Consider the following 13,524-nt stretch of genomic DNA (forward strand, 5'->3'; position numbering starts at 1 on the left):
GAGTTCATTATACAAGGTGATTTATAGAGGGATTTTAAATCTTAGAGCTAGGGAGATTAATATAGATTTAGTAACCCTTTCCGAGGAACTAAAATCTAGGGAGGTTTTAGAAAAATGCAACGGTATAACATACCTTTCTAAGCTTTCTAGTTCTGCTGTGTACCTAAGTAATATAAGAAATTATTGTGAAATTATCATAGATAAAGCAAGCAGAAGAAGGGTTATAAAAGCTTGCAGAAAAGCCATTGATGAGAGTCAGGGGGAGTTCCTTATAGATCAGGTGGTGGAAGGATTAGAGGATAATATTCATAAAGCCTATAGCAGTACAGCCATGGAAGATATGGAGCCCATTATGGATACTCTCCAGAATACTATAAGTCACATTGAAAAAAGATACCTGGATAAAAGGGCCCTTGAAGGTATTTCCACAGGATATAAGGATCTAGATGAAGTAACCTCAGGATTAAAATCTGGAGAATTAGTTATTATAGCTGCAAGACCCTCCATGGGAAAGACAGCCTTTGCTTTAAACCTTGCCCAACATGTTTCCAAAGAGGCAAAGGTGGGCTTATTCTCCTTAGAAATGCCAAAGAACCAACTTGTACAAAGAATGCTTTCTGCTAGATGCTTGATTTCTTTAAAAAATATACAGAGTGGAAATCTAGAAGAAGATCACTTAAATAAGCTTATGGTAGGAGCCTCAGAACTTTCAAAGAGAAAAATTTTCATAGATGACACATCAACTACACTTCCAACCATAAGAGGAAAGGCAAAGACTTTAAAACAAAAGGAAGGTTTAGATGTGATAATAATAGATTATCTTCAGCTCATAGAATCTGTTGGCGTAAGCTCATCTAGAGAACAAGAAGTTGCAAAGATATCAAGGGAGCTAAAGGCAATGGCAAAATCCTTAAAAATCACCGTCATAGCATTAGCTCAACTCTCCAGGGCAGCAGAAAGTAGAAATGATCCAAGACCAATGCTATCAGACCTAAGAGAATCTGGCTCCATAGAACAAGATGCAGATATGGTGCTCTTTCCTTACAGAGAAAGTTATTATGACACTGAAAATAAAGATAAAGATAAAGATGAAGAGGGGGAGGCTCCTAAGGAAATCATGGAAATTATCATAGGTAAAAATAGAAATGGTGAAGTGAGGAATGTAAATCTAGGATGGATTGGAAAGTACCAGAGAGTGTTGGGGCTTCAGTAGAGGTCTAATAGATAATTTCATGTATTGAATTTATACTTTTAAGTAAAATTAATGATATATAATATAATTTATGTTAAAATTTTAAGTATAATATAAAAATTATAATGTTTTTACATAGTTATTATAAAAATTATGTTAAAGAACATAAAAATAAGGCTATAATTAGCTAAATATGGGGGTAAAAATCTATGAAGAAGAGAATTTTAGCATTACTACTTGTAACTACAATGGCAATTGCAATGGTAGGCTGTGGTGTAAAGGACTCAGACCATGGAGATAAGGCAGAAAAGAAAACAGAAAGCGACGGGGGAGAGATGTCTTCACAAAAAAATTTGTTTGATGTAGAAGTAACATTGCCTGCAGCTTTTTTTGACGGAAGTGATAAGACTACTATAGAGACAGAAGCAAAAGCAAAAGGGGTACATGAAGTTAAAGTCAATGAAGACGGTTCTGTAACCTACATTATGGATAAGAAAACTCATAAAGAGTTATTAGCAAGTATGAAACAGGCAGTAGACGACAGTATTAAGGAGACTTTAGCTGATAAAGAAAATTATCCTTCTTTTGCAGAGATAAAATATAATGATGATTTGACACAATTTGATATTATGGTTGATAAAGCATCCTATGGTGGACTTCAACCTTTTGTAGCAGTAGGATTTTATATGTCTGGAAATATGTATCAAGCTATGAATGGAAAATCTTTTGATACAGCAAAAACAATAGTGAACTTTAAAGATAGAGCTACAGGAGAAGTCATTGAAAGTGGGGATTCTTCAGCGCTAGGTAAGGGTGGAGAATAGGTTATAAATTTAAAGGGGAGTTACATTAATATATGAAGAATAGCTATTGATGAAATAAAAATAATAGGGGTTTTCTTAAAGTAAAATAACTTAAATAAATGGTGAGTATGCACTTATATTAAAGTACATGCTCACCATTTTTAATAAGATTAGTGATATATTATAGTTTACATAGTAACTTTATATATAAAAAATATATAAATGTAAACTTAAAATTTGTAACTTTTTAATCATTTAAGAATGCGGTTTTTTCTTTATATCCTATACTTAAATAGCTTTTTAATTTATAAGAATTTCCGTTAATAGAAACTACATATGCATGATTAACAATTCTAGTAAGTATTGCATTTGTAATTATAGAATCATAAAAAAACATCATCATATGCATTAAAACTAATAGTTATTGTTATTATAGTGTTTTTTGCTCATATCTTCTATCTATTAGCTGAAAAAACATCTTGGATTCTTGTATTCCAATTGGCTATTTACTTACTGATAAGTTAGGAGCAAATTTATTCTTTCAATTAACAACTAAAATGTATGAGCGTGTGCCTATAATAATTACAACTAATCAAACGTTTAGCAAATATGGATAAGGATTCTGAGATATAACACTGGCTAACGCCTTGTTTGATAGGCTACTGTAGCACCACTTTCATGTAATAAAAACAGTAGGTCCTTCTTATAGGGCTAAGAATATTATAGATCTTAGGAAAGAGTGTCAAGAAAATATTACATAATACTTTTACTACAAAGTATTATGTAATATTTATGCATTTTCATATTGGCATTTACACACAGAACAGAAACCAATTCTCTAAAAATGATTATATATAAATGAAATATAATAAAGTTTAAACGCACTGATGGAAAAAAAGCATGGCGAATTAGTTATTACGACTTAATACAGATAGAGTATGTATTAGAATTGTAGCATGGAGATGGAAGTTAAAATGATAAGTATTAATATATTTATTAGTTAATTAAGGTATAAGCGGAACTAAAGAATTTTAAGGTAAGCGGAAGAGATAGATGTTATAATTTTTTACTTATAAAGATTTTTTATATTTTGAAATAATAGAATATTTTTCATGGTAATACTTGACAAATGGAAAGGCGGTTGGTACTGTATATTGTGTAAGTTAAAACTAAAACAACTATATATAGTATAAGTTTATGATAAAAGGATTTATATAACATAAATAGATATAGGAGGTAATGAGAGTATATGGAAAAAAATAAAGGAGTTCATCTATATGTAAGCATTAAAAATTTGATGGATGTTATTAGGCAAGAAGAAGAAAAAGATGATGACTTGAAAAGAACATTACATAGACTTCAGACATATTTTGTAGGACACTCAAAACTAATTAAAGTATGTGGTGGTAAAGTTGAGAAGTATACAGGGGGAAGATCACATATTGTTTTTGAACTAAATGATGACTCCGAAATGACTTATGAAACAATATTAGAAACAGCTGTTGCATGTTTTATATTTAATAATAAAATATTCAATAATCTATCAAAGTACGCTTCATATCCTAGTTTTAGTGTACATGCAGGAATGGACTATGGTGACTATTTCGACTATGACATAGATGATAGTATAAATAGTGTAGAATATACAACTATTGGTGGTGTAGCTAATAATTCTGCAAAAATACAGTCCTATGCCCCAAAAGACTATGTTTACATAACAAAGAAATTTATAGATGAACTATCGGCAGAGCTAAAAGAAAAGTTTATTGAACTTACGGAAGAAGAAAAAGAATGTTTTAGTGAAAAGATTAGAAGCAAAAGATTTTATAAGGCACATTATAAAGATATTTTTGATGAAGAGTATATGGAAAAAATTGAAGAACGCCTAGATGATGTAAAGAAAAGAGTAGAAGATGAGTCAAAGAGTCTGAACTTAGGTGACATCACCTTTGAATCTTGTGCTAAGCAATTATCCTTTGATGGATTATCTTTAAAAGGTAAGAATAAAAGGATAGAAGAAGGTGGGGTTATATGTGCAGATATCAGGGGTTTTACCCGATTGTTTTATATTAATGATCAAAACCTAGATGATTTAAAAGACGTCATGGAAAAAATATATGATGTTATGGGAAGTGTAATTAATGATACTGAAGGAACTAAGGTTCAGTATCAAGGAGATAGAATTGTTGCTGTATATAATGATTTTAGTGGAGGAGAAGATGCTATTGTAAGAATGTTAAAGGCAGCCTTTAAATTAAATAGTAAGATACAGGAACTAAATGATAATACAGAAGTTCAGGAAAAGTTGAATAATAAGAAGATATCTATAGGTATAGGATGTTCTCTAGGCAAAATTATTGCAACTAGACTAGGTTTAAATGGTTATAAACACAATATGGTACTAAGTGACTCTTATAAAAGAGCAAATAAGTGTGAAGATGAATATGCTGAATTTAATAAAGTAGTAATTTGGAAGCACTTAAAAGAAGAAATTGACAATAAGGCAGATGAAACAGAAGATCCTAAGTATCTGGCTTTACAAGAGTTATTTACCTCTATTAGTACAACTGGTTATTATAAATCTTCTGCAACAATTGAAGAATATGAAGAAAAGGTAACTCAAAAAGAGGAGCTTGCTAATAAGGCAAGTAAGGTATTTAGTGCAAATGTTTTAAAGAGTTCTACTGGCAGAGCATCCAATGTAAATGTAAATCCTTGGGGGATAGATTATGGCAGACTCTAAGTTCAAGATAGTAGATCAACAATTCATACCTGATTTCCCTTTGAGTAAGGATTTCAATAAGTATTATAAGATGGTTATGGAAGATTTTCAAATTGTAAAAAAGTACTTTCCACTACTGCAGATAGTATGTTTGCCTACAACAAGACCTAAGGAGATCTTTATTGCAGGGAACTTAATTCCTATAGAGGTACTTCGAGAATGTGTAACCCCGAAAGATATAGAGAGAAATTCTCTCTATATCTTAGGAATATATCCCAATGATTACCCAGAAGATAATATATATGTAGAAGATTTTTATGAAAAGATCAATTGGAGTAAAGTTCCATATAAACATAGACATCAAAATCTACATCCCAAAACTAATAGAAAAGTTTTGTGCACTCATCACCCTGATGGTGAAGTAAATGCTCTTAAACAAAAAGATAGAACTGTTGCAATTTTATCTAGTGCATGGAAGTTGTATAGACAATATAAAGAATATTTAAAGACAAAGAAATGGACACTGAAAGATTTAAGGCATGGACATGAGGGAACACTGCAGTTAAAGAGAACAGGGAGATACTATGGCAAGTAAAAAGAATATTATAAGGGCTAGTTTAAATACAGTAAATGATGAAAAGATATATGAAAATGCATTAGACATACTAAAGGATATTTTTGAGAATACAAATAAATGGCTCCAATTTGCTGAAGCCAAAAATGGAGCATTAATTGGAGCTAATGGGTTATTTCTCTTTAAATCAGTTGATTATTTATTTGAGATTATTAATGGAAAGTTGAAAGTAGATATTTTTTTAGTAGGACTTATGACCATTATATTTTTCATAGCCATATTAATAGCATTAAAATCATTCTTTCCCAATACTGACGTGTACAAAGATAGATTAGATGTTTCGGATGCAGATGATTCAAATGTTGATAGAATACTAATTTTTTATGGTGATATCTGCAAGTATCAAAGTTCTAAACTATATTTAAGAGATATCTATAAGCATTACCTGGAAGTGAATATAAAAACTAAGTACTTAAAAAAAATCGAGTTAGATTATGCTAAAGAAATTCTTATAAACTCAAGAATAACATCTTATAAATATAAACTGTTTGGGAATGCTATGAAATTAAATTTCATTGGGATTTTTATATTTTTAGTATTCTTAATCATTGCATAGGAAATATAAACAAGCAGTGGAAGGTGATTTTATGGTGAAACAATACATAGAGAAAATATTAACTGTTTCTTCAGTATTTTTTGATAGCATTTTTAATAATGAAAATATAGCAGAATCAAGTAGAGGAAAGATTTTAAAAGTATTTGTGAATTTGGTATATGCTGCATTAATATCAATACCAATAGGGTTTATTATACAAATAATATTCTTTATAGGAATTTCTTCTTTAACAGGCTTTGAAGTGGCTAGAGAGATAAATTTATTTGTAATTCCACTATTTCTATTTATATGTTTGTCAGGAATTATTATATTAAATTATGAAGATATGTCTTTTAGTTTGCCGAGAAGTATTTTGAATTCTTATATTATTCTTCAGTTGATTAAACCAGTTAAAGGGATTTGGAAACCAATTGTTTTTGTCGGCAGTATAACGATTACTCTGATGTTGATCCTAACATGTTTCTTATCTTCCTTTACTATACCAGAGCAATATTTAAAGGAAACAATATTTATTATTTTTGTGATATCTTTACTTTCATCTATGATATTATATAGTGAAGCGACAAAGGAAGAAATAAATAGGAAGAAAAGGCAATTTATATTTTCTATGCTAACTTTCGTAGCATTTCTAACGTTAAATAGTTATCAGATGATTGTATATATTAGTACAGAGCCTAGTAGTGAGACTATTATGTTTATTGCTATCACAATTTTGGGGCTTATTTTATCTATGGTTACTGCTATTGACAAAACGAGATGCCTTTTTGAAGCAGTAGTAAAATTAAAACAGAAAGATATTAATAATATGTGGAATGCATTCTATGAAAAGTATTCATATAAAGTAGGATTAAAAATAGTTGATGATAAGAAAAATGAGATAAATGAGACATTTGAAGTAGTTAAAGTAAAATGGAAAACTGGTGATTGGAAGAAAAGAGTAAGAATCATTGGTATTATATCTACATTTGTTGTAGCAGAATCTATTTTAGCAATTTCTATATTTAACCAAAGAAAGATTGAATACTATATTTACTTATTATTAGATAATATTAAAGAATTAGTTGTAGGATTATTTAATGGAGATGAACATAGGGCGTCAATATCATTTGCTATAGTAATAATTATCGCAATTATCGCATCGTTAATTCATGATGCTAAAAAGAATTTAAAGCAAAGTAATTTTATATATAAGATTAAATTTATATGTAGAATAGAATTTACTTTAATTATTTTGCTTGTATGTATTAGTACATTGATTCCAATGCGAAATAAATTTATTGTTAAATATCTTATATTACCATTCTCTATCTTATTTGTGGTGACTATGCTAATTGAGTTTATTTGTATTAAATTAAAAGAAATTAAAGAAAAGGGCATTAGAAATTAATAAAAGGATGCATCCTTTTAAATATTTACATAGTACCAATAAAGTTCACTTAAAAATCATGGAATGATATCAGATTTTCAGACTGAATCATCCATGAATTTTTTATTTAAGTACGGAAAAATAAAAAAGCTATTGTGATAACAATATTGGAGGAGTATTGATAAGACGGTTGAAAATAAAGAAATTGAGCCATGTAGTTATTTTTTATATTAATTTGTATCAAATCATGCTCTAGCTATTAATTTTAAAATTTGAAGTTGTGATGGTATAATGACTTTAGATTTAGTATTTGGTATTTCTAATGTGCATGGATAAACTTTAAAAACACAATTATCTGTGAACTGTAGGAATCTAACATTTTCTTTTAACTTGTTATAAGCAGTCATAGGATGAGCCTGTTGATCTTTTTATGTCTCGTATAGCATAACGGATTTGTATGGCATATATCATTTTTTACGTTACTTAAAATAATCTTAAATTAGTTATATACATATGAATGAAGACTAAGCACAGCCTAATCCATGGGTATTTGTGAGAGACTGCCATAAAACACGTTTATAATAGAATATTTATATTGAAACTTTACTGAGAAAGTTCTATTATAAAATTGGCTAAAAATTGTTAAGTCTAGACTTTCTGCTTCCTTTAGAAGGCTTTGTATATACATTCAAATGTTTTGTGACTGTACATCTTTATACACTTAATTTTGTAGGTTTCTGAATATTATTAACTTTAAAATAATTTTAATCCATAAGAGTATTAAGTTCATAAGAATTACTTAAATTGTTAATTGGGGTCTCAGAATGAATAGTAACTTTTATAATTATTTTTTTAATCTATTAGACAATTGTATTATAAATTATAAAGCTAATTTTTGCACATTCTTAAATGGAATTCATATACATTACTATGTTAGTATTTATAATGTATATATATAATATAAAGGCAAGGGTTATGAGAGTAGTAAGTATACAAATTGTATATCCCATTTTTTAAGAATTTTTCTTATAAATATAATATAAGCCATCTAAAAATACAAGTGTAGCAGCTGTGATTAAACAGGATATAGATAGTATCCTAAAGGTAGTATCATTTTTATTAGAAGAACAATAAACAATGTAAAATAAATAAAAAAGTGACATGAGAGATACAGTGGTTAGTATTGTCTTAAATGTCTTCATAGTGCCTCCTGAGTTTTATATTCTTTAAAGTTTTCATAATTATTTCTAGCTTATATACAAAGTATATACTAATAAGTAATAATTTTTAAGTGGAGGTATAATTCTTTATAAGATATATTAAATAATTAAAAGATTAGAGTTATTCAACTAGAGGCAAATGAATATGTATAAGGAGTATACAGAATGTAAGAACATTGATATTAAAATTAATTATACTGATTGCTTACTTAATAAGCAGAATAAAAAGGTATATTATACAGAATTAAACACAAGCCATTTCTTTTTAGAGATGGCTTGTGTTTATTTGGTAAAGGGAAAATTTTACATGCGAATAATTAAGAAAAGGAAATAAGGAGAATAAAAAGATGACCGTACTCATAGCCAACATCAATAATAATAATACAATTTATGATATAATTTAAAGTGTGAAAACTAAATGCAAATTAAGTGATATAAGTGTTATAGAAAAAGGTTTAATAACTCTAAAATACTATTGTTGAGATAGTAAAGAATATAAAAATTGGGGATTATAACTATAGAAAATAAGTAATAAGTAACAAAAAGTTGAAGAGGTGCAAATATGGAAAAGCTTACAATACAAAAATTAGAGAAAACTCTATGGGATGCAGCAGATATCCTTAGAGGTGAATTGAATGCAGCACAATATATGGATTACATATTTGGATTGCTATTTTTAAAGAGAATGAATGATCAATTTGAAATTGAACAAAAGAAAAAGATAGAAGAATTTGCTGAAATGGGATTACCAAAGGAAGAAGTTAATTTATTAATAGAAGATCCATCAATCTATGAGAACTTCTATGTACCAGAAAGAGCAAGATGGTCTAAATTAAAAGACTTAACTTTAAACATAGGACCAGAACTAGATAAGGCATTTAAAGCAATAGAAGATGAACCTAAAAATGCAGAGCTTACAGGGGTACTTACTACGGCTAACTATAATGATAAAGAAAGAGTTCCAGATAAGAAGTTATCACAACTTTTAATATTATTTAGTGAATTGCCATTGGCAAATGAAAACTTAGAAAGTAAAGATATATTAGGAAATGCCTATGAATACTTAATCAAGAAGTTTGCAGATCAAGGTGGTACTAAGGGTGGAGAATTTTATACACCAGAACAAGTTGTTAAAACATTAGTTGGTATAGTAAAACCTAAAGAGGGAGAATCAATATATGACCCAACTACAGGTTCAGGAGGTATGTTAATTCATAGTACCCATTACATAGAAGAACATGGTGGAAACCCTAAGAATGTATCCTTAAATGGTCAAGAAATAAACCTTTCTACTTGGGCTATATGTAAAATGAATATGTTATTCCATGATGCAACAGGAGCAGAGATTAAAAAAGGTGATACTATAAGAGAGCCAAAACATACAAATGGTGGAGTATTAAAAACTTTTGATGTAGTTCTTGCAAATCCTCCATTCTCACTTAAAAACTGGGGAGAAGAAGAAGCTAAAGCAGATGCATATGGAAGATTTGTATATGGCATACCTCCAAAATCCTATGGTGATTTAGCCTTTGTTGAACATATGATAGCAAGTTTAAACTCTAAAGGAAGAATGGGAACAGTAGTACCACATGGAGTATTATTTAGAGGTGGAGCAGAAGGAAAGATAAGAAAAGGTCTATTAGATAAAAATACAGATTTAATAGAAGCAATAATAGGACTACCACAAAACATATTCTATGGAACAGGAATACCAGCAGCACTGCTTATTATTAATAAGGATAAGGCTGAAAATAGAAAAGGTAAAATATTATTTATAGATGCATCATCTGGATTTATTAAGGATGGTAACAAGAATAAATTAAGAGATGAGGATATAGAAAAGATAATTGAAACCTTTGATAACTTTGAAGCAGTAGAAAAGTATGCAGAAGTAGTTCTTTTAAAGACTATAGAAGAAAATGATTATAACTTAAACATAAGTAGATATGTTGATACATCAGAGGAAGAAGTAGAAATTGATATAGATTTAGTACTACAAGATATAAGAGAACTGAAAATGAAGATAGTTGAAAATGAAGAAAAACTCAATGGATATCTTGAAGAATTAGGATTTGACATAATATAAGGTGGTGAAGAAGGTGAAAGAAGGATATAAAAATACAGAGTTGGGATGGATACCTGATGAGTGGAGTATTGTTAGGGTGGAAGATATTTGCGATAGAAATGATAAGTATTCATTTACTGGAGGACCATTTGGATCAGATTTAAAATCCTGTCATTATACAGATGATGGTGTTCAGGTAGTACAATTACAAAACATAGGAGAAGGATATTTTAATAATGATTCTAGGGTATATACATCAGCTGACAAGGCTGATGAGTTAAAGACGTGTAATATTTATCCAAATGATATTATTATAGCAAAAATGGCAGAACCAGTTGCTAGAGCGTGTAAAATTCCAGATAATAGAAGTAGGTATTTAATGTGTTCAGATGGAATTAGAGTTGCTGTTAATAGAAATAAATATGATAATGACTTTATTTTGTATTCAATAAATTCAAATTATTTCAGAAATAATGCTATTGCTAATAGTACAGGGTCAACTAGATTAAGAATAGGGTTAAGTGCTTTAAGAAATTTAACGTTAATTGTACCTACATTGAAAGAACAACAAAAAATAGCAGAAATTCTTTCAACAGTTGATTCTCAAATATATGATACAGATAGACTTATAAAAAAAACTAAGGAATTAAAGAAGGGATTAATGCAGAGGCTTTTAACCAAGGGAATAGGACATACAGAATTTAAGATGACTGAGGTTGGGGAGATTCCATTGGACTGGGAAGTGGAGAATTTAGAGGAATGCATTGATACACAAACAGGATATCCATTTAGTTCTGAATTGTTTAATATAGAGAGAATAGGAATTCCGCTTATTAGAATAAGAGATTTGATTACTTCAAATATTTCTACATTTTATATAGGTGAATATAATCAAGAATTTATTGTTAATTATAATGATGTTCTTATAGGAATGGATGGTGAATTTAATATAGTAAGATGGAAAAATTCAGAGGGGCTATTAAATCAAAGAATTTGTAGAATAACAAGCAAACAATATAATTTAACATATATATATTATTCACTTCAAGACATTTTGAAGCAAATAGAGAGGGAAACACCATCAACAACAGTAAAGCATTTAGTTATAAAAGATATGTTAAGTAGGAAAGTAGCATTACCACAAAGTGAAGAACAGAATAAAATAGCAAACATTATATCATTAGTAGATGCTCAAATAGAAGATTATGAAAATAAAAAAACTAAATTAGAAGAACTTAAAAAGGGATTAATGCAACAACTTTTAACAGGAAAAATTAGAGTAGTTTAAAGCTAATGGCATTACGAATGGAGTGAAAGAAGGAGGAAAAAATACTTTGAAAGATGGATTAAAAATAAATATAAGCAAAGTGTTAAGTAAGCAGGGGTCTTTGCCAATATTATTTGTTGGAGCTGGTATTTCACAAAGATATTTGAAATTAGCTAATTGGGAAGGACTGTTAAGGTATTTGGCCCAGAGAGCTAAGGATACTGAATATCCATTTGAGACTTATAAGAATATGGCTAAAAATAGTGATATCAAAGTAGGGGAATTTCAAAAGATAGCTGAACTTATAGAGAAAGATTTGTCCTTAAAGTGGTTTGAAGAAGAGAAATTTAAAGAAATACGAGAAGAATATAAAGAGGATATAATTAACGGAGTTTCACCTTTAAAAATTGAAATTGCAAACTATATAAAAAAATATTCTTTGAATTTACAAGAAGAAATGAGCGAGGAAATTGAGTGTTTGAAAAGAGTTGGCAATAAGAGTATAGCAGGTGTTATTACTACAAATTATGATAGTTTACTGGAAGGTGTATTTTCTGACTATACAAGGTTTATAGGACAAGAAGAATTGATATTTTCACAAATACAAGGGGTAGGTGAAATATATAAAATACATGGATGTTGTACTAAACCAGATTCAATAATTATAAATGAAGATGATTATGTAGATTTTCAAGAGAAAAATCCATATTTAGCATCAAAAATATTAACTTTATTTCTGGAACATCCTATTGTATTTATGGGATATTCAATAGGAGATGAAAATATAAGAAATATTTTAAGAGCGATAGTGAGATGTCTATCTAAGGAAAAAATAGAAGTGCTAAAAGAAAGACTTATATTTATAGAATGGGATAAGGAAGGGAAGAATCAAGGATTTTCAACTCATACAATAGCCTTTGATGATGGAAAGTTTATAAATATGACTAAAATTTCTTTGCAAAATTATGATGTATTATTTGAGGCAATGCTACAAAATAAAGCAAAGTATAATGCACCTATGTTAAGAAAATTAAAAAAAGACATATACGAACTTGTTTTAACAAATGAACCAACTGAAAAGGTTAAGGTTGTTGGGTTGGAAGATGATGATAAGTTAGAAGATATTGAAGTAGTAGTAGGAGTAGGTGTTATATCGGAGTTTGGAAATAAAGGTTATATGGGATTAACTGCAGAAGAGATATTTCTTGATGTTATGTTTGATGATAGGCAATTTGATAGTAATATGGTTGTAGCACAAAGCTTACCAACGCTATTATCACACAATAGTAATAGTATTCCGATATATAAATATATTTCTAATTGTAATTGTAATATTCCTCAAAAAGTTGAGAAGGAAATAAAGAATAACTTTGATCAGTTATTAAGTAGGACAATAATATCAAAGAGAGAAAAAATGACTGAATTTAAGGATAAAGAAATAGATGATATAATTAACTTATATGGAGAAGAAAAGGCATTAGAATATATAGCAATGTTATCAGAAGAAAGAATTAATGTAGATAGATTAAATAAATTTTTAATTAGTTTTTATGGCAAGAATAACGATATATTTAAGAATGGAACAACTAATATGAAAACCAATTTTAGAAGATTAATAAAGATTTTTGATTGGTTAAAATATCATAATAAAAAAGAATCCTAGTCCAAGTGAGGAGCGAATCACTCACCAAGTTACTAA

At 28.9% G+C, this 13,524-nt stretch carries 12 protein-coding genes; 10 read left to right on the forward strand and 2 right to left on the reverse strand.

The features are described 5' to 3' along the window. A partial coding sequence (gene dnaB / locus B2694_RS05450) for a replicative DNA helicase (RefSeq protein ID WP_346884884.1) occupies positions 1-1,213 on the forward strand: 1,213 nt, incomplete at its 5' end. A gap of 188 nt (positions 1,214-1,401) precedes the next feature. After that, a complete protein-coding gene (locus B2694_RS05455) occupies positions 1,402-2,016 on the forward strand; it encodes a hypothetical protein (RefSeq protein WP_346884885.1) in 615 nt (204 codons plus the stop codon). Positions 2,017-2,242: 226 nt separating this feature from the next. Here the strand turns inward: B2694_RS05455 and B2694_RS17805 are convergent, their stop codons facing one another. Then, complete coding sequence (locus tag B2694_RS17805) at positions 2,243-2,404, reverse strand: ATP-binding protein (RefSeq protein ID WP_414632715.1); 162 nt, start codon at positions 2,402-2,404, stop codon at positions 2,243-2,245. A gap of 70 nt (positions 2,405-2,474) precedes the next feature. Here B2694_RS17805 and B2694_RS17810 point away from each other — a divergent pair, with 70 nt between their 5' ends. From B2694_RS17810 to B2694_RS05475, 5 genes are all read left to right on the forward strand, one after another. Next, a complete protein-coding gene (locus B2694_RS17810; RefSeq protein ID WP_414632716.1) occupies positions 2,475-2,612 on the forward strand; it encodes an ATP-binding protein in 138 nt (45 codons plus the stop codon). A gap of 632 nt (positions 2,613-3,244) precedes the next feature. Then, on the forward strand, positions 3,245-4,738 hold the full coding sequence (locus tag B2694_RS05460) for an adenylate/guanylate cyclase domain-containing protein (RefSeq protein ID WP_346884886.1): 1,494 nt from the start codon (positions 3,245-3,247) through the stop codon (positions 4,736-4,738). Further along, a complete protein-coding gene (locus B2694_RS05465; protein ID WP_346884887.1) occupies positions 4,725-5,312 on the forward strand; it encodes a hypothetical protein in 588 nt (195 codons plus the stop codon). Before B2694_RS05460 ends, B2694_RS05465 begins: the two co-directional genes overlap by 14 nt. Continuing rightward, entirely contained in the window at positions 5,302-5,907 is a 606-nt protein-coding gene (locus B2694_RS05470) for a hypothetical protein (protein ID WP_346884888.1), read from the forward strand. The genes B2694_RS05465 and B2694_RS05470 overlap by 11 nt, the downstream gene beginning before the upstream one ends. A gap of 31 nt (positions 5,908-5,938) precedes the next feature. Beyond that, complete coding sequence (locus B2694_RS05475; RefSeq protein WP_346884889.1) at positions 5,939-7,294, forward strand: hypothetical protein; 1,356 nt, start codon at positions 5,939-5,941, stop codon at positions 7,292-7,294. Positions 7,295-8,286: 992 nt separating this feature from the next. Here B2694_RS05475 and B2694_RS05480 read toward each other — a convergent pair. After that, on the reverse strand, positions 8,287-8,475 hold the full coding sequence (locus tag B2694_RS05480; RefSeq protein WP_346884890.1) for a hypothetical protein: 189 nt from the start codon (positions 8,473-8,475) through the stop codon (positions 8,287-8,289). 580 nt (positions 8,476-9,055) lie between these two features. On the opposite strand from B2694_RS05480, the gene B2694_RS05485 reads away from it, so the two are divergent. Genes B2694_RS05485 through B2694_RS05495 form a run of 3 tightly spaced genes read left to right on the forward strand, consistent with a single transcriptional unit; the run spans position 9,056 to position 13,488 of the window. Next, positions 9,056-10,579 (forward strand): type I restriction-modification system subunit M, encoded by a 1,524-nt coding sequence (locus tag B2694_RS05485; RefSeq protein ID WP_346884891.1) that lies wholly within the window; start codon positions 9,056-9,058, stop codon positions 10,577-10,579. Positions 10,580-10,592: 13 nt separating this feature from the next. Next, on the forward strand, positions 10,593-11,846 hold the full coding sequence (locus B2694_RS05490) for a restriction endonuclease subunit S (protein WP_346884892.1): 1,254 nt from the start codon (positions 10,593-10,595) through the stop codon (positions 11,844-11,846). A 46-nt stretch (positions 11,847-11,892) separates the two neighbouring features. Continuing rightward, complete coding sequence (locus tag B2694_RS05495; RefSeq protein WP_346884893.1) at positions 11,893-13,488, forward strand: SIR2 family protein; 1,596 nt, start codon at positions 11,893-11,895, stop codon at positions 13,486-13,488. Positions 13,489-13,524: the final 36 nt, after the last annotated feature.

It is taken from the genome of Clostridium sp. UBA4395, assembly GCF_002390995.1.
Taxonomy (GTDB): Bacteria; Bacillota; Clostridia; order Clostridiales; family Clostridiaceae; genus Clostridium_J; species Clostridium_J sulfidigenes.